The sequence below is a fragment of the Nonomuraea sp. K271 genome (genome assembly GCF_009908215.1).
Classification (GTDB): domain Bacteria; phylum Actinomycetota; class Actinomycetes; order Streptosporangiales; family Streptosporangiaceae; genus Nonomuraea; species Nonomuraea longispora.
In genome coordinates, this window is record NZ_JAAAHR010000020.1 from 21,743 (window position 1) to 40,170 (window position 18,428).

At 71.6% G+C, this 18,428-nt stretch carries 11 protein-coding genes; 5 read left to right on the top strand and 6 right to left on the bottom strand.

The genetic code is table 11. The annotated features are described in order from the left end of the window. Positions 1-9: 9 nt before the first annotated feature. A complete protein-coding gene (locus GUY59_RS09745; RefSeq protein WP_138199599.1) occupies positions 10-1,182 on the top strand; it encodes an ROK family transcriptional regulator in 1,173 nt (390 codons plus the stop codon). A gap of 37 nt (positions 1,183-1,219) precedes the next feature. Here GUY59_RS09745 and GUY59_RS09750 read toward each other — a convergent pair whose 3' ends face one another. The 4 genes from GUY59_RS09750 to GUY59_RS09765 are packed head-to-tail and all read right to left on the bottom strand — an operon-like array spanning position 1,220 to position 7,217. Beyond that, the gene (locus GUY59_RS09750; RefSeq protein ID WP_138199598.1) at positions 1,220-4,213 is read right to left on the bottom strand and encodes an alpha-mannosidase; all 2,994 of its coding nucleotides are present in this window, start codon (positions 4,211-4,213) and stop codon (positions 1,220-1,222) included. Positions 4,214-4,238: 25 nt separating this feature from the next. Beyond that, entirely contained in the window at positions 4,239-5,030 is a 792-nt protein-coding gene (locus GUY59_RS09755) for a carbohydrate ABC transporter permease (protein ID WP_252374842.1), read from the bottom strand. A gap of 40 nt (positions 5,031-5,070) precedes the next feature. Continuing rightward, complete coding sequence (locus GUY59_RS09760) at positions 5,071-5,943, bottom strand: carbohydrate ABC transporter permease (protein ID WP_138199596.1); 873 nt, start codon at positions 5,941-5,943, stop codon at positions 5,071-5,073. Continuing rightward, on the bottom strand, positions 5,943-7,217 hold the full coding sequence (locus tag GUY59_RS09765) for an ABC transporter substrate-binding protein (RefSeq protein ID WP_138199595.1): 1,275 nt from the start codon (positions 7,215-7,217) through the stop codon (positions 5,943-5,945). Before GUY59_RS09765 ends, GUY59_RS09760 begins: the two co-directional genes overlap by 1 nt. 105 nt (positions 7,218-7,322) lie before the next feature. Between GUY59_RS09765 and GUY59_RS09770 the strand changes: the two genes are divergently transcribed. From GUY59_RS09770 to GUY59_RS09785, 4 genes are all read left to right on the top strand, one after another. After that, complete coding sequence (locus tag GUY59_RS09770) at positions 7,323-8,363, top strand: LacI family DNA-binding transcriptional regulator (protein WP_138199594.1); 1,041 nt, start codon at positions 7,323-7,325, stop codon at positions 8,361-8,363. A 91-nt stretch (positions 8,364-8,454) separates the two neighbouring features. After that, positions 8,455-9,684, top strand: coding sequence for a glycoside hydrolase 5 family protein (locus tag GUY59_RS09775; RefSeq protein ID WP_138199593.1), 1,230 nt, complete (start codon positions 8,455-8,457; stop codon positions 9,682-9,684). Positions 9,685-9,790: 106 nt separating this feature from the next. Then, positions 9,791-11,866 carry an endo-beta-N-acetylglucosaminidase gene (locus GUY59_RS09780; RefSeq protein WP_138199592.1) on the top strand — a complete coding sequence of 692 codons (2,076 nt, stop codon included), beginning with the start codon at positions 9,791-9,793 and terminating at the stop codon, positions 11,864-11,866. Between the two features lie 113 nt (positions 11,867-11,979). Then, positions 11,980-15,687, top strand: coding sequence for a S8 family peptidase (locus tag GUY59_RS09785; protein ID WP_236666992.1), 3,708 nt, complete (start codon positions 11,980-11,982; stop codon positions 15,685-15,687). Between the two features lie 67 nt (positions 15,688-15,754). On the opposite strand, the gene GUY59_RS09790 is transcribed toward GUY59_RS09785, so the two are convergent. Continuing rightward, positions 15,755-17,413, bottom strand: coding sequence for an arylsulfatase (locus GUY59_RS09790; protein WP_161714472.1), 1,659 nt, complete (start codon positions 17,411-17,413; stop codon positions 15,755-15,757). A gap of 93 nt (positions 17,414-17,506) precedes the next feature. Next, on the bottom strand, positions 17,507-18,394 hold the full coding sequence (locus GUY59_RS09795; protein ID WP_138199589.1) for a sulfotransferase family protein: 888 nt from the start codon (positions 18,392-18,394) through the stop codon (positions 17,507-17,509). Positions 18,395-18,428 lie beyond the last annotated feature (34 nt).

An 18,428-nucleotide genomic window follows, 5' to 3' on the forward strand; every position in this document is an offset into this window, starting at 1 on the left:
ATTGGCGACATGCAGCTGGGCACGAACCTGCCCAAGGTGGGGAGCTACAACCGCGCCGTGGTGCTGGAGGCGATCCAGGCCTCCGACGGGATCAGCAGGGTCCAGATCGCGGCCCGCACCAGGTTGACCGCGCAGACCGTGTCGGTGATCGTGCGCCGGTTGCTGGAGGAAGGGCTGGTCATCGAGGACGGCTCCGCACCGTCCAACGGGGGCAAGCCGCGTACGATCCTGCGGGTCGACGCCGGCGCCGGCTACGCCATCGGCGTGCACTTCGATCCCGGTGAGATCTCCTGTGTGCTCGCCGACCTGGCCGGGCGGCCCGTCGCGCGGCTGCGCCTGCCGGTGCGTCCCGGACACAAGGCGGACACCGTGGTGCGGCAGATGGCCAGGGCCGCCCGGCGCATCCTCAGGGAGGCGGGCGTCGCCGACGGCAAGGTGCTGGGGGTGGGTCTGGCCTGCCCAGGGCCGCTGGACGGCGACGGCGTGATGGTGTCGCCCCCGCGGCTGCCCGGCTGGAACCAGGTGCCGATCAAGAGCCTGCTGGAGGAGTACACCCGCTTCCCCGTCACCGTCGACAACGACGCGACCGCCGCGGCGATCGGGGAGCGGTGGGCCGGGACCGCACGCTCCACCCCGAGCTTCGCCTATCTCTACCTGGGCACGGGCATCGGTGGCGGGATCTTCCTCGACAACCAGGTCTACCGCGGGCGCTCGCTGAACGCCGCCGAGTTCGGGCACATCACGGTCGAACCCGACGGCCCCGAGTGCTACTGCGGCAACCGGGGATGCGTGGAGGCCGTCTGCTGCCCGAGTGCCATCGAGGCGGCGCTGGGCACCGGAGCCGACCACGCCGCCATCTGCGCGGCGGCCGCCCGCGGCGAGAGCGAGGCCCTCGCCGTGATCGAACACGTGGCCGGGCGGCTGGCCGACGCCGCCGTGAGCGTCGTGAACATGCTTGACATCGACCTGCTCGTGCTCGGCGGGCCCGCGCTGCGGGAGGTGGGCGGGCTCTACCGCCAGGTGATCGCGGCGGCCGTGTCGACCAGGTCGCTGGCCAGGCGGCTGCACGCGGTCAGGGTGGAGACCTCTCCGATCGCGGCGGACGCCGCCGCGATCGGCGCGGCCTCGCTGGTCTTCCACGCCACGTACGCGCCCCGCCTGGGAGCGCTGCTCAGCGGCTGAGCGGGCCGCCGGCCCTCGCCTGGCGGCCCTGACCGGGTCACGCGCGCTTGAACCGCAAGGTCGCCAGCTCGAACGGGCGCAGCGTCAGCGGCACCGGCCCGTCGTGGCGCCGCGGCTCGGCCGTGGGACGCTCCAGCAGGTCCGTCTCCACCACCTCCGCCACGGGGAAGCCCGGCGTCAGCGTGGCCCGCACCCGGCCGCCCCTCGACTCGTGGAAACGTACGACCACGTCGCCGCTCTCGTCGTCGGCCAGCTTGACGGCGGTCACCACCACCGCGTCGTCGTCCACCGTCACCAGCGGGGCGACCTCGGCGTCGCCGGGCACGCGGCGCTCGGGCAGGTTGACGACGTAGCCCTCCCGGACCGCGTCGCCGATCGTGGCGCCCGGCACGAGCGCGTGGCGGAAACGGTGCACGCCCTGGTCGGTCTCCGGGTCGGGGAAGCGGGGGGCGCGCAGCAGCGAGACCCGCACGGTCGTGGTCGTGCCCTCCTCGCCGGCGGTGCGGGTGACGTCGTGGCCGTAGGTCGAGTCGTTGACCAGGGCGACGCCCCAGCCCGGCTCCTCCACGTGCACGAAGCGGTGGTTGCAGGCCTCGAACTTGGCCGCCTCCCAGCTCGTGTTGGTGTGCGTGGCGCGGAAGACGTGGCCGTACTGGCTCTCGGAGGCGTACCGGTCGGCGTGCACGTCCAGAGGGAACGCCAGCTTCAGGAACTTCTCCGTCTCGTGCCAGTCAACGTCCGTATCGATGTCGAGCCGGCGGCCGGACAGCGTGAGCACCTGCGTCACGCTCGACGAGCCGAAGGAACGGCGGACGCGCACCGAGCCGTCCACCAGGCTCACCTCGTCGGCCTCCGTCAGGTCGGTGACCGAGTTGCGGTAGAACTCGTCGACGTCCCAGGCGTCCCACTTGTTGGGGAAGTCGGGGTGCAGCTGCAGCAGCCCCGCCGCCCTGCCGGGCGCGACCGTCTCCCGGCCGGCGGCCACGTCGTAGATGGACACGATCAGGCCGCGGGCGTCGACCTCCACCCTGAGCAGGCCGTTGTCCAGGACGTGGCCGCCGCCGTCACGCTCGCGCACGGAGGTCTGCACGCCGGGCTCCGGCCGGGCCGCGCCTCCGGCGGGGACGCCGCCGCGGGCGTGCGGGGCGCCGTTGAAGACGAGCGTGCCGCCGGAGGCGTCACCGGCCAGCGCGCGCTGCGCGGTGTCGATGACGGCGTTCAGCTCCTCCGCCACCAGCTCGTACGTCCTGCGCGCCTCCCGGTGCACCCACGCGATCGAAGAGCCGGGCAGGATGTCGTGGAACTGGTGCAGCAGCACCGTCTTCCAGATCCGGTCGAGCTGCGCGTACGGGTAGGGCGCCCCGGCGCGCACGGCCGCGGTCGCCGCCCACAGCTCGGCCTCCCGCAGCAGGTGCTCGCTGCGCCGGTTGCCCTGCTTGGTCTTGGCCTGGCTGGTCAGGGTGGCCCGGTGCAGCTCCAGGTAGAGCTCGCCGGCCCAGACCGGCGGGTGCGGATATTCCGCCTCGGCCTTGGCGAAGAAGTCGGCGGGCGTCTCCCAGGTGACCGCGGGGGAGCCTTCGAGGTCGCGCACCCTGGCGGCCTTGGCGATCATCTCGCGGGTCGTGCCGCCGCCCCCGTCGCCCCAGCCGGTCGGCGCGAGCGAGTGCCGGGCGACGCCCTTGTCCTTGAAGTTGCGGGCCGCGTGCGCCAGCTCGCCGCCCGTCATCGAGCAGTTGTAGGTGTCGACGGGCGGGAAGTGCGTGAAGATCCTGGTGCCGTCGAGGCCCTCCCACAGGAACGTGTGGTGCGGGAACGTGTTCGTCTGGCTCCACGAGATCTTCTGCGTGAGCAACCGCTTCGACCCGGCCGCCTTGATGATCTGCGGCAGCCCGGCCGCGAAGCCGAACGTGTCGGGCAGCCACACCTCCTCGTTGTCGACGCCGAACTCGTCGATGAAGAAGCGTTTGCCGTGCACGAACTGCCGGGCCATGGCCTCGGAGCCCGGCATGTTCGTGTCGGACTCCACCCACATGCCGCCCGCCGGGACGAACCGGCCGGCAGCCACCGCCTTGGTCACCTTCGCCCAGACCTCGGGCCGGTGCTCCTTGATCCACGCCCACTGCTGCGCCTGCGACATCGCGAACACGAAGTCCGGCTCGTCCTCCAGCAGCGCTGTCATGTTGGAGGCGGTGCGGGCCACCTTCCGCACGGTCTCGCGCAGCGGCCACAACCAGGCTGAGTCGATGTGCGCGTGGCCGACGGCGCTGACGCGGTGCGCCGACGGCACGGCGGGCGCCGACAGCACGCCGGTCAGCTCGGCCCTGGCGGCGGCGGCCGTGCCGTTGACATCCTGCAGGTCCACGACGTCCAGCGCGCGGTTGACGGCCCGCAGCAGCTCCCAGCGGCGGGCGCCGTCGACCGGCAACTGGTGCATCAGCTCGCCGAGCACTTCCAGATCCATCACGAGCTGCCATACGTTCTCGTCGAAGACGGCCAGGTCCATGCGGGTCAGCCGGTAGAGGGGGTCGCTCCCGGCCGTCTCCTTGTCGCCGAGCCGGGTCGGCTGGAACGGGTGACGGCCGAGGATGACGGGGTTGGAGGCGGCCTCGACGTGCAGGCGCACCTGCTCACCGCCCTTGACGGGGGCGCCGACGCGGACCCACTGGTTGCGCGGGTTGAGCCCCTTCACCGGGGTGCCGTCGGGGAGGTAGACCAGGCCCTCGCACTGGAAACCCGGCATGTCCTCGTCGAAGCCCAGGTCGAGCAGGGCTTCGACGGTCCGGCCCGCCCATTCGCGCGGCACCGTGCCGGTGACGGTGAACCAGCTCGTGCCCCACGGCACACCCCAGGCATCACCCGCAGCGATCGGCTCAGGCGTCGCGGCCAGCCCCTCGGCGACCGGCACCGGCTCGTCCGGCGCATGCCAGACGGCCACCTCAAGCGGCACCGACTCGGGATAAAGAGCGGGGCGGATCCGCTCGTTGAGCACACGCTTCAAGCGGGCTTCGACCAGGTCACGGTCGTCGTGCATCAGGGACTCCTAACAAAAGGGATGGTCAGCCTTTGATGGCGCCTTCCTCCACGCCCTTGAAGAAGAAACGCTGGAGGACCGCGAAAACGATCATGATCGGCAGGAACGAGATCATCGTGCCCGCCGCGATCAGCCGCGGGTTGGCGCTGAACGTGCCGTTCAAATACTGCAGGCCGACCGTGAGAGTGTAGTTGGCGGGGTCGGTCAGGACGATGAGCGGCCACAGGAAGTCGTCCCAGGCCCCGATGAACGCGAAGATCGTGACCACGCTGAGCATGCCGCGCACGTTCGGCAGGCCGATGTGGCGCAGCCGCTGCCACGCCGTCGCCCCGTCGATGATCGCGGCTTCGTCCATCTCCCGGGGGATCGCCTGAAACGCTGTACGCATCAACAGCACGTTAAGCATCCCGATCGCGCCCGGCAACGCCACCCCCAGCAAGGTGTCGGCCAGGCCGAGCGAGCGGACGGTGACGTACTGGGAGACGATCGTCACCTCGCCCGGCAGCACCAGCGTCGCCAGGAACAGCCCGAGCAGCAGCTTCGCGCCCCTGAAACGGAGCTTGGCCAGGGCGAACCCGGCGATCGTGGCGCCTGCGGCGTTGCCCGCGACCACGATGGCGGCCACGACCAGGGAGTTGGCCGCGTACGACCACACGGGGATGGTCTCGGCCACCTCGGCGTAGTTGGCTAGCGTCGGCTGCTGGGGCAGGAAGCTCGGCGTCCGGGTGTAGATGTCCTCCTGGAGGCTCTTCAGCGAGGTGGACAGCTGCCACAGGAACGGCGAGACGGTCAGGGCGAGCACGAGCAGGAGCAGCACGTAACGCAGCGCCTTCTCGCGGGCGGAGACGGTGTTGATGTCAGGCCGCCTTCCTGTTGAGCCGCAGCAGCAGGAGCATCGGCCCGATGGTGACGGCCAGCAGCACCAGACTGAGCGCGGAGGCGTAGCCGAGGTGGCCGGTGAAGCCGCGGCTGTAGAGCTGGATGAGCATCACGAGCGACATGTCCCTGCCGCCGGGGCCACCGGTGCCGTTCGACAGCACGTACAGCTCGGAGAAGACGCGCAGCGCCGAGACTGACACCAGCACGGAGATCAGCAGCATCGTGTTGCGCACGCCGGGCACCGTGACGCTCCAGAAGCGCCGCACCGGGCCCGCGCCGTCGACGGCCGCGGCCTCGTGCAGTTCGCGCCGGACGTTGCCGAGCGCCGACAGATAAATGATCATGTAGTAACCCAGCCCCTTCCAGACGGTCAGGCTGATCGCGCTGAACAGCAGCAGCCACCGGTCGGTCAGGAACGGCACCGGCGCCGCGATCACGCCCAGCCACTGCGCGAAGCCGTTCACCAGGCCGCGGTCGTCCAGCAGCCAGCCCCAGATCAGCGCGACCACCACGGCCGAGGCGACCACGGGGGTGTAGAAGGCGGTGCGGAAGAACATGATGCCCGGCAGCTTCTTCTCCACCAGGATCGCGATCAGCAGCGGCAGCAGCGTGAGCAGCGGAAGGCACACCAGCATGTAGACGATGCTGTTGACCAGCGCGTCGGCGAGCTGGTCGTCGTTCAGGGCGCGGCCGAAGTTGGCCAGGCCGGTGAAGTGCCCGCCGCCGAGCGGCTTGGCGTTGGTGAACGCCAGGACCAGTGTGTTGATCGACGGCCAGACGGAGAAGGCGAACAACCAGACCGCGGCCGGCGCGACCAGCAGCCACGGTGTGAACCAGCGGTGGTGGGTCATCAGCTCTTGAGCAGCTCGTCGCACTTGGCCACGGCGGCGTCCAGCGCCTCCTTGGAGGTCGCCTCACCGTTGATCGCCAGCGCGAACTGCTGCCGTACGAACTTCTTCATCGCCTCGGTGACCTGCACCGGCTCCAGCATCTTGGCTTCGGCCAGCGACGTGAACGCGATCACCTTGGCGTCGCCCGACCTGGTGCCGTCGCTCCTGCTGAAGAACGGGTCGTTCGCCGAGGCCTTGGTGCTGGGGAAGACGTTGACCAGGTGGGCGAAGGCGGCCTGGTTCTCGGCGTTGGTCACCCAGCGGGCCAGGGCGAGCGCGGCCGGCGCGTTCTTCGTGGCCTTGGAGATGGTCAGGCCCTGCACGTAGAGCGGCGGGGTGCCCATCGCGGGCGACGGCACGACCTTGGGCGCGAGCGTCGGGTTGTCGGTGGCCAGGCTCGTGATGAAGTTGCCGCCGGCGGTCGTCCAGGCGACCGCGCCCTCGGTGAACAGCTTGGCGTTGCCGGCGTAGGTGTCGGTCAGCACGCCGCGCGGCAGCAGCCCTTCCTTGTACGCCTCGCGGTACCTGTCCAGCAGCGCGACCGCCTCCGGGGTGTTGAAGACGAAGCGCGTCCCGTCGGGCGACATCACGGGCACGCCCGCGTTGACCAGGTCGCTCAGCTCCGGCTTGCGGCTCATCAGGTGAACCTTGCCGCCCGACTTCTCCTTCAGCGTCCTGGCCTGGGAGATGAGCTCGTCCAGGCTGGCGGGCGGCTTCTCGGGGTCCAGGCCGTTCTCGGTGAGCAGTTCGGAGTTCCAGTAGTTGACGTCGGTGTTGAGGTACCACGGGTAGCCGTACGTGCCCTGGGCGCCGGGATAGCGGTAGGCCTCCAGGCCGCCGGGGACGTAGACGTCGGCCAGCTGCCGGTCGGCCTGGCCGACGTCCAGCAGCATGCCCTGCTTGACCAGCGGGAAGGCGAAGTCGGGCGGCAGGTTGACGACGTCGGGCAGCGAGCCGCCGGCCGCCTGGGTGAGCACCTTCTCCGAGTAGCTCTCGGCGGGCTGGTCCAGCCACTCCACCTCGGCGCCCGGGTACTGCCTCTCGAAGCCGTCGATGACGCCCTGCACGTAGTCGGTGAACTTCGGTTTGAGCGCCCACGTCTGGAGGCTGACCTTGCCCTTCACCTCGCCGGTGACGTTCGTGACCGGCGCGGCCGAGTCCGGTTCCGCGCCACCCAGGCCGCATCCCGCGATCGCGACGGCCAGCACGGCCAGTCCTGCCCAGTACCTTCGCATGGCGCTCTCCTTCGGTACTAAACCGCTCTAGTTGCCGGACTATTCACCGGGCTAGACTCCGCTGTCAATAGGGTGTGGCCGGACTGTGAGGAAAGGAGCGGATGCGTGGGCCGACCGACGATCGCCGACATCGCGCAGCGGGTCGGGGTGTCCAAGGGCGCGGTGTCGTTCGCGCTGAACGGGCGTCCCGGCGTCAGCGAGGCGACCAGGGCCCGCATCCTGGAGGTGGCCAGGGAGATGAACTGGCGCCCGCACAGCGCCGCCAGGGCGCTCGGCGGCGCCAGGGCCGAGGCGGTGGGACTGGTGATCGCGAGGCCCGCGAGCACGCTGGGCGTCGAGCCGTTCTTCGCCCAGCTCCTGTCCGGTCTGCAGGCGAGGTTGTCACGCCAGCAGGTGGCGATGCACCTGCTGGTGGTCGAGGACTCCCAGGCCGAGATCGAGGTCTACAGGGAGTGGACCTCCGCGCACCGCGTGGACGGGTTCATCCTCGTCGACCCCAAGGTCCGCGACCCTCGTTTCGCCGCGCTGGAGGAGCTCGGCGTGCCCGCCGTCGTGCTGGGCGGTCCCGGCCGGCACGGCGCGCTGGCCAGCGTGTGGGCCGACGACCGGGAGGCGATGGTGTCGGTCGTCGACTACCTGGCGGCGCTCGGGCACCGCCGCGTCGCCCACGTCGCGGGGCTGCCGGGGCTGCGCCACACCCAGCGGCGCATGCGCGCGCTGCGCGACTCGGTCAAGCGGCTCGGCCTGGTGGACGCGGTCTCGCTGCCGACCGACTTCAGCGACGCCGAGGGGGCGGCGGCCACCAGGACGCTGCTGTCGCGCGGCACCCGCCCGACCGCCGTCGTCTACGACAGCGACGTGATGGCGCTGGCCGGGCTGGGCGTGGCGGGGGAGATGGGCGTGGCCGTGCCGGGTGAGCTGTCCATCGTGGCCTTCGACGACTCGGTGCTCACCAGGGTCACCCACCCGAGCATCACCTCGCTGTCGCGCGACACCGTCGCGCTCGGCGGCCAGGTGGCCGACGTGCTGCTCGAGGTCATCGCCGACCCGGGCGCCAGGCGCGTGGTCAAGACCGGCACCCCGCGGCTGGTCGTCCGGCAGAGCACCGCGCCCCCCGCTCTTGGCAAGGTGACTAAAGCGGTTTAGGGTCTCGGTGATCGGCTCGACCCCGGGACGGGGATGCGCCTCCGCCGGGGGAGCACCTTCGCGGGGACGGTTCACCCCATGGAGGACCCGCGTGCCCCTGCCGCACCCCAACCCCGGCCCGCTCCGCTTCGGCGCCAACTACGTGCCCTCGTCCGGCTGGTTCTACGGCTGGCTCGACCAGCCGGCCGACGCCGCCCGCCGCGACTTCGAGGACCTCGCGGGCATCGGGCTCGACCACGTCCGGGTGTTCCCGGTCTGGCCGTGGATCCAGCCCAACCGCACGCTCATCAGGCGGCGCGGGATCGACGACCTGCTCGCCGTGATCGACGCCGCCGCGGAGTTCGGGTTGTCCGTGGCCGTGGACCTGCTGCAGGGACACCTGTCCAGCTTCGACTTCCTGCCGTCATGGGTGCTCACCTGGCACCGGCGCGGCCTGTTCACCGACCCCGACGTCCGCGCCGGGCTGGTGACGTACGTCGACACGCTCACCAGGGAGATCGCCACCCGCGACAACGTCTTCGCGGTGACCCTCGGCAACGAGGTCAACAACCTCTACCCGGCCAACCCCACCACGTTCGGCGACTCCAGGAACTGGGCCGCCGAACTGCTCGGCACGGCCCGCGCCGCCGCCCCCGGCCTGCTCACCCTGCACTCGCTGTACGACGCCACCTGGTACGACCCGGAACACCCCTTCCACCCGGCCGACAACGTCGACCTCGGCGACCTGACGACCGTGCACTCGTGGGTGTTCAACGGCGTGTCCGCCATCGACGGCCCGCTCGGCCCGGCCACCGTCACCCACGCCGACTACCTGGTGGAGCTGGCCGCGGCCACCTCGCCCGACCCGTGCAGGCCGGTCTGGCTGCAGGAGGTCGGCGTGCCCAGGCCCGACGTGCCCGAGCCCGACGCGCCCGCGTTCGTGAGCCGGCTGCTGGAGGCCGTCACCCCCAACCCCGCCCTGTGGGGCGTCACCTGGTGGTGCTCCCACGACCTCGACCGCTCGCTCGCCGACTTCCCCGAGCGCGAGTACGACCTCGGCCTGTTCACCGTGGACCACCAGCCCAAACCGGCGGCCAGGGAGCTGGCCGCCGCCGTCAAGGAACGGCGTGACAGGGCCGCGCGCCGCCGGGCGCTGGTCTGCGACGTGGACCTCAGGGCCGAGCCGGAGCGCCGCGCGGAGGTCGCGCCGGGCAGCGCGTTCCACGCCGCGTGGGTGCGGCTGCGCCAGGACGGGCCGCTGGCGATCGTCACCGCCGCCCGCGCCGCCGACCCCGCCGACCTGGCGGCCAGAGGCATCGACACGGTGCTCGACCGGCACTGAGCCCCGGCACTGGACCGGCACGGGACCGGCACCGAGTCCGGCACTGAGACCGGCACTGAGACCGGCACTGAGACCGGCACTGAGACCGGCAACGAGAGGAGATCAGATGAGACGCAGGCTGTTACCGATGCTCTGCGCGGTCACGGTCGCGGCGGCCTTGCTCACCGCGCCCGCCCGCCCGGCACTGGCGGCGACGGGCGACCAGCCCTACGCCTCCTACTGGTTCCCGAAGACGATCCTGGACTGGGACCCGGCCACCGACCCCGACGCGAGGTTCAACCGTTCCCGCGTGCCGCTGCGGCCGCGCGCCCAGGACCCGGCGTTGAAGGCCAACCCTCACGCCCGCGCGGGCGAGGGCGGCGTCGTCTCGCTCGTGTCGTTCGCCCCCACCTCGGACAACCCGTCGCAGGGCTCGCTGGACGCCGACTACTACGCCTTCGGCCACTGGCAGTACGTCGACACGCTGGTCTTCTGGGGCGGCTCTTCGGCCGAGGGGCTGATCCTCGCGCCGAACCCCACCGTCATCGACGCGGCACACCGCAACGGCGTCAAGGTGTACGGCACCGTCTTCTTCCCGCCCGAGGTCTTCGGCGGGCAGCTCCAGTGGGTGCGCGACTTCGTCGAGAAGCGCGGCCACTCCTACCCGGTCGCCGACAAGCTGGTCCAGGTGGCCGAGCACCACGGGTTCGACGGCTGGTTCATCAACCAGGAGACGGAGGGCGGTGACGCCGCGCTGGCTGCCGAGCTGCGCTCGCTCATGAAGTACGCCCGCGCCAAGGGTCCGGTCGAGTTCATGTGGTACGACGCCATGACCGAGAGCGGCACGGTCGACTGGCAGGAGGCGCTCACCCCGGCCAACGACGCCTTCCTCAACGACCCCGGGCGGGTGGCGGATTCGATGTTCCTCGACTTCGGATGGGACGCCGCGAAGCTTCGGTCGTCACGCGCGCTGGCCAGAAGCCTCGGCAGGGACGAGCACGAGCTGTACGCCGGCATCGACACCGAGGCCGACGGCTACGTCACGGACGTGCCGTGGGACGCGCTGTTCCCCGCGGGACGGCCGCACGCCGCCTCGCTCGGCATATACCGCCCGGAGTGGACGTGGCGGTCGTCGTCGGGCCCTGCCGACTTCCGGGCCAGGGACTCCCGCTTCTGGGTCGGCGCCAACGGCGACCCGTCGGACACCTCCAGCCCACCGACCGGAAAGGGGCCGGCGCAGAAGGCGCCGGCGTGGAAGGGCCTGGCCCGTTACGTCGCCGAGTCGACGCCGGTCACCGGCAAACCGTTCGTGACGGGGTTCAACCTCGGGCACGGCGACTTCTACAACGTCGGCGGCGTCCGCGTGCGCGACGGCGGCTGGAACAACCTGTCCGTGCAGGACGTGCCGCCCACCTACCAGTGGCTCGTCAGCTCGCGCGGCACCGAGCTGACCCCGTCGATCGACTTCGGCGACGCCTACGAGGGCGGCTCGTCGCTGCGGCTCACCGGCCGCCTCGACGCCGTCAACACCGTACGGCTCTACCAGACGCGCCTGCCCGTGGCGGCGGACACGAAGATGTCGGTGGTGGTCAAAACGCCCGCGGCGGGCCCCACCCACCTGCGGGCTGCCGTCTCCTTCACCGACGCGCCCACCAGGTTCACCACGTTCGACCTGGGCTCCACCCGCGGAACAGGTTGGGAGCGCAGGACGATCGACCTGTCCGCCCACGCGGGCCGGACCATCGCCCAGATCGGGCTGCGGACGACGGGCGTCAACAAGGATTACGACATCCGTGTCGGGCAGCTGGCCGTGTACGACGGGGCCGTGGACCGGCCGTCCGCGCCTTCCGGGCTCACCGTGCTCGGCGTCACGGACGTGTCGGACGACCGCAAGTCGCTCCGGCTGGCCTGGGCCGGCTCGCGCGGCAAGGTGCACCACTACGACGTCTACCGGCGCGATCCGGGCGGCGGGCGTACGTACCTGGGGGCCACGCCCAACGACGCCTACTTCGTGCCCCGGCTCGACCGGGCCGGCGCCGAGACGAGCACGACGATCGAGGTGGAGGCGGTTTCCACGGAGTACGGCCGCTCACCCGCCGCCACGGTCGCCGTCCCCTGGGCCGGTGACCCGGGGCCGTCCGGTCGGCCGTCCACGAGTGGCGGATCCACGACAAGTCGGGATCTGGCCACGCCCACCTCATAGACAGCGCCAGCTCAGGGCGGCTAGGAAGTCGGGTATTCGTGCTTACCGACTTCTGGAGGTCGTTCATGCTGCATGGGTTAGGGCGCTTGAGACATGGGCGGCGGGGGACGGTCATGGCCGCCACGGCGGCCATGACCGCCTCGCTGTTGTCGGCCCCCGGCGCGTACGCGACCGCCGCGCCGCCCGTGGAGTTCACGAGTGATGCGGCGAGCGACGAGATCACGCTGGTCACCGGTGATCAGGTGCGCGTGCGTGCCGTGGACGGCGAGCACAGAACCGTGGCGGTCACCCCCGCGCCGCGGGCGGACGGCTCGGTGCCGACGTTCCAGGTGCTGGAGACCGGCGGGCAGCTGAGCGTCATCCCCGACGACGTCGCCTCGCTCGTGCCGGAGCGGCTCGACAGCGCGCTGTTCAACGTGACGGCGCTGGCCGAGCAGGGCTACGACGACGCCATCCCGCTGATCTTCACCTACGCGGGCAACGCCCCCAAGGCGGCGGTGCCGTCGGTGAAGCAGCTCCGCACGCTGGAGAGCATCGGCGGGACCGGCGTGTCGGTGGCCGAGCCGGACGCGGCGGCGTTCGGCGCCGAACTGGCCAAGCTGGCCGGCCCGGACGCCCGCGCCGCCGGGCCGCTGGCGGGCGTGTCGAAGATCTGGCTCGACCGCAGGGTGAAGCCGGTCCTGGAGCGCAGCGTGCCGCAGATCGGCGCGCCCGAGGCCTGGGCCGGCGGGTACGACGGCTCCGGCACCACCGTCGCCGTGCTCGACACCGGAGTCGACGCCGCGCACCCCGACCTCGCGGGCAAGGTCGCCGGCCGGCGCGACTTCACCGGAGAGGACGTCACGGGCGACCCGCACGGCCACGGCACCCACGTCGCGAGCACCATCGCGGGCGCCGGCACGGACGGCGGCGCCAAGGGCGTGGCGCCCGGCGCCACCCTGCTGAACGGCCGGGTCCTGGGCGGGGACGGCTTCGGGCAACTGTCGTGGATCATCGACGGCATGGAGTGGGCGGCCGGGGAGCAGCGCGCCGCGATCGTCAACATGAGCCTGGGCAGCTCCGAGGCGGGCGGCCCGCTGACCGCCGCGCTCTCCCGGCTGAGCGAGCAGTACGGGACGTTGTTCGTGGTGGCCGCGGGCAACGACGGTTGCGACTCGTGTGTGGGCGCCCCCGGCGACGCGCCCGAGGCGCTGACCGTGGGGGCCGTGGACCGTGAGGACCGGCTGGCCGGCTTCTCCAGCAGGGGCCCGATCGTCGCCGACCAGGCCGTCAAGCCCGACGTGACCGCGCCGGGCGTGGACATCTCCGCCGCCAGGCCCGGCGGCGGCCACGTCGCGATGTCCGGCACCTCCATGGCCACCCCGCACGTCGCGGGTGCGGCGGCGCTGCTGCGGCAGGCCCGCCCCGGCGTCACCGGAGGCGAGCTGAAGTCGCTGCTCATGGCCACCGCCGACCCCGGGCGGGACATCCCGGTCGACGCGCAGGGCGCGGGCAGGATCGACGTGGCCGCGGCGCTGAAGAACCCGGTCGCCGCCTCGGCGGGCTCGGTCGGCTTCGGCAGGCTCGCCCCCGGCGAGGAGAAGAGCCTCACCGTCACGTACCACAACCTCGGGCAGGAGCCCGCGGAGCTGGACCTGTCGAGCGGCGGCGCGTTCGCCGTCGAGCCGGCCCGCCTCACCGTGCCGGCGTCCGGGACGGCCGAGGCCAAGGTCACGCTCAAGGCGGACGAGCCGGGCCTCGTACGCGAGGAGCTGACGGCCGCGGTCGCGGGCGGTCCGCCCGTGCGCACGCTGCTGACCGCCGACGTCGAGAAGAAGCGCGTCGAGCTGCGCGTACGCGGCATCGCCCGCGACGGACGGCCGGGCCGCGGCGGCTTCACCGTGCTCAACCTGGACCAGGGCACCCTGGTCGGCCGCGTGCTCCCCGGCGAGCCCGCGCAGCCGTGCACCGACCAGAAGTACGGCAAGGGCACCTGCCTGCTCGTCGAACCCGGCACGTACTCGGTGCTCGGCCACATCTTCACCATGCCGGCCGGCCAGGACAGCACGGCCAAGGGCACGCCGCTCAACGAGAGCCTGCTCGGCGACCCCGAAATGACGATCAGCGAGGACACCGAGGTCGTGCTGGACGCCCGCAAGGCCGTCGAGGTCAAGGTCGAGACGCCCGACCACAGGACGAAGCGGAACACCGGCTCGGCCGCCGCGCTCATGTGGTATCGAGCGGGGGAGCAGGGCACCGCGCTGCGCGGCGGCACCACCATCTCGCCCGGAGGCCAGATCGAGGAGCGGCTGTTCGTCCAGCCCACGAAGAAGGTCACCAAAGGCACGTTCGTCGTCTCGACCCGGTGGCGGCTGACCGCCCCCGAGATCACCCTGACCACCCTCGGGCTCGAACTCGATCCCCAGTACGTGAACCCGGTCCAGTTCAGCGACTTCGCCACCGAGTACCCGCGCCTGGACGGCACCAGGCTGCTCATGGCGGTGGACGTGGGACGCGGCTCACCCGGCGAGATCAAGGCCCGCGACCTGCGCGGCAAGCTCGCCGTCATCCGCCGCACTCCCGGGGTGCCGGTATCCACGCAGTCCAACGCGGCCGCGGCCGCCGGGGCGAAGATGGTGGCCGTCTACAGCGACCAGCCGGGCCACGACGTCACCACCGGCGGCAACGGCGTCAAGCTCGCCGTCCCGACCGTGCGGCTGACGCAGGAGCAAGGGCTGAAGCTGGTCGAGCGGCTGCGCAGGCTGCCCGTGCCCATCGTGGCCAAGGGCGTCGTGGCCAGCCCGTACGCCTACCACCTGTTCTTGCGGGAGAAGGGTGGGGTGCGGGACAAGCTGCGCTACGTCGTCAGGGCGAGGTCGCTGGCCAGGATCGAGACGGACTTCCACACCCAGCTCGCCGACGACGTGATGGTCAACGAGGCCAGGTTCGTCTTCCAGCCCTGGGACACCTCGTCGATCAGCACGAACCATCCCATGGCCAGGGCGCCGCGCACCCGGACCGAGTACGTCACCCCGGGGCCCGACCTGCGCTGGTCCACGTCGGCCGGGGTTCCCGAGCGGCACTACAACACCATGTGGCCGCACCCGGACACGCCGCGCATCAGCCTGTCGTCGCCGGACCTGCGGCCGTACGAGGCGGGCGAGCGGGTCGGCCGCTCGGTGTTCAAGCAGCCGCTGCTGCCGGGCGTCAACCCGCGCAATCCGGTGCGCCGGGAGGGCGACAAGCTGCTGGTGTCCATGCAGGGCTTCGTGGACGCCGCCGGCAACTACGGCGACACGTACACCAGCAAGTTCGAGCACGGCATGAAGACCGACTTCAGGCTCTACCAGGGCGACACGCTCCTGTGGCAGACGAATTACCTGCCCTCGGGGTCGGGCACGCTCTCCCCGGAGAAGTCGGAGTACCGCATCGAGTACGACCTCGCCAACGAGGCGGGCTGGGCGAAGTTGTCCACCCGTACCAAGGGGATGTGGACCTTCGGCTCCGAGCGGGCCGCGGAGGCGACGGTGATCCCGCTGCTGCTGGCCACGTTCGACGCGCCGGTCGACCTGAAGAACCGGGCCAGGTCGCGGAAGCTGGAGCTGTCCCTCCGCCACCAGGAGGGCGCGGAGCAGAGCGCGATCAAGGACGTGTCGCTGGAGGTGTCGTACGACGACGGCGCCACCTGGAAGCCCGCCCGGCTGCGGGACAAGGGCAGGGGCAGGTACGAGACGACCCTCGGCCGTTCGCCGTCCGGGTTCGTCTCGCTGCGGCTGAACGCCTCCGACGTCAACGGCAACACCCTGGCGCAGGAGGTGATCCGCGCCTACGCCACGCGCTGACCGTCCCGGCGCGGGGAAGGGGGAGGGCCTCGCACGGTCCTCCCCCCGTCGCGTCAGGGCGTTGCGCTCACCGGACGTGCTGGAGCGCGGCCGCGTCCGTGCGCCTGACGTGCCTGGCGCGGAAGACGTGCCGCCGGCCGCCGTGGGTGAAGGCGGCGCGCGCCACGATGCGGCCGCGCCTGGCGGGCAGCGGGAAGCCGACCGTGATCGCCGCGCCCGGCTCCAGCCGCGGCACCCGGCGCGCCCGCCGTTTGCGCGGCCCGTCGAGGCCCAGCTCGACCCCGCGCCAGGCGCGGGACGAGCCGTTGTGCAGGGTGACGATGACCTGATCGTCCGTGAGCTCCGTGCGCAGTCCGTACGGCGTGCGCGGGTCCGGCCCGATCGACGCGTCGAGCGTGGCCAGCAGCTCGGCGGCCAGCTCGGGACGGTCGGCCGCCAGGTCGAGCTTCTCGCCGGGGTCGGCGGACAGGTCGTAGAGCTCGACCCGGCCCTCGGGGCCGGCCCCCGCGATGTTCGGGGCGAACCGGACCGCCTTCCACCGGCCGCGCCGGATGGCCTGGGCCTTGCGCGGCCGGTTCCACACCAGGTGGTGGTGCTTGGGCGCGCTCCCGCCGGTGAGCAGGCCGCGGAAGGACCGCCCGTCGAGGTGGGCGGGCACCGGCACCTCGGCCAGGTCCGCGAAGGTCGGCAGCACGTCCCAGAAGGCGACCGGCTGCCGCTCGACGCGGTGGCGTAACCCGGGCGACCAGGCGATCAGCGGCACCCGGATGCCGCCCTCGTACACGTCGCGCTTGTCGGCGCGGTACGGGCCGTTGGAGTTGAACAGCCTGGGCGTCACGCCCTTCTCCCGGTGGGGGCCGTTGTCGCTGGTGAACAGCACGAGCGTGCGTTCGGCGACGCCCGCGTCCCGCAGCGCCCGCAGCAGGGCGGCGACGTCGGTGTCGAGCCGTGTCACCTGGGCGGCGTGGCGGCGGTTCGGATCGCTCCACGGCTCCTTCTCGTAGACGCCCGCGTCGCCGGGGATCGCGCTGGGCGAGTGCGGCAGGTTGCTGGCGTAGTAGAGCAGGAACGGGTCGTCGCCGCCCTGGGCGATGAACTCGGTGGCCCTCTCCCGGAACAGGTGCGGCGCGTACGACCCGCCGGGGATGGACACCTTCTTGTCGTTGTGCCACAGGTACGACGGGAAGTAGTGGTGGGCGTGCCGGTGGGTGATGTAGCCGAAGAACTCGTCGAACCCGCGCACGTTCGGATGGGAGGCCTGATGGGGTGCCTCCGGGCCGAACCCCCACTTGCCGATGCAGGCCGTCCGGTAGCCGGACAGCCGCAGCAGTTCGGCGAAGGTCAGGTCGGCGTCGGTCAGCGAAAGTTGTGGCCCGCCCTCGGGGTTGTCGCGTACGGTTCCGTGGCCCGCGTGCAGCCCCGTCAGCAGTGCGCAGCGTGACGGCGCGCACAGCGGCGCCCCCGAGTACGCGGTCGCGAAGCGCACGCCTTCGCCGGCCATCCGGTCCAGGTTCGGAGTGTGGATCTTGCGCTGCCCCTGGCTGCCGATCTCACCCCATCCGAGGTCGTCGGCCAGGATGAGCACGATGTTGGGCCGCGAGGGAAGGCGGCCGCGGACGGCGGTGGCGCCGGCCGCTGAGGGGGCCGCTAGGGAGGCCGCTGAGGGAGCGGCGAGGCCGCCGAGAGTTCCGGCGACCAGGGTGCGGCGGGAAAGCCCGTTGATCACGAAGGGCAACATATCGGAGGTTGCGGGGAACGGCGGGCAAATCACCGGCGAACTCTGTCACAGCATGGCATCCGCGACGGTGAGAATGGTCACTCACCGGAGATAGTCCCACTGGCGGCAGATCTCGTGCAGGGCCTCCGGGATCTCCCCGGCCTCGGGCAGGGGCCGGGCGGCGACGACCGTGCCGGCCCGGATCTTGTCGCGCCAGTCGCCGATGCCCTTGACGAAGGCGCCGTGGTCCTTGTCGCCGTAGGAGAGCATGGCGGGCTCGTACGCGACGTCCAGGAACGCGCAGAGCCGGCGCAGCTCCGCCTCGGGGTCGGCGACCAGGTTCTCGTAGCGCAGCGTCAGTCCCTCCAGATGGGTACGGGCCTCCTGCAGGTAGGTCATGTAACTCAGCGTGCGAGGCACGGCCTCCTCCATGGGCCGCTTGGGAGGGTCCGCCTCGTGCCAGGACTGCACGATCGACATCGGGTGACGCAGCAGGAACACGAAACGCGCGTCCGGCCAGCAGGTCGAGATCCGCCGCCAGGCGAAGACGTTGCTCGGCGTCTTCTCCGCCAGGACCTGCTTGCCGCTGCGGCTGAGCTCCCTGTGCAGCAGCCGGTCCCAGACGATGTGCTCGATGTCGCTGTGGGTGTGGCCGAGCAGATCCATGGCCTGCCGTACGGGATCGGTGCCGAGGCCGACGGTCACCCGCCTGAAGTGCGTCTCGATCGGCGAGTGGATGCGCGAGTGGCTGTTCAGCATGACGCGCAGCAGCGTGGAGCCCGACCGTACGGACGACAGCAGGAAGACCGGCGCGCGCAGCAACCGGTCATGAGCGCCGTCGACGGGCGGGCGTACGGCGTCGCCCGGCAGCCGCTGCGACTCCAGCGGCGGCTTGGGCGGCGGTTTCGGCGCCTCCTTGCGCATGCGGCGCGTCAACGTGTATCCCGTCAGGCCTTCGAGCGTGGCGTTGGCGCGGTACCTCCAGTTCATGGGGCTACAAGCTAGGGGGACGCAGTGAACCCCA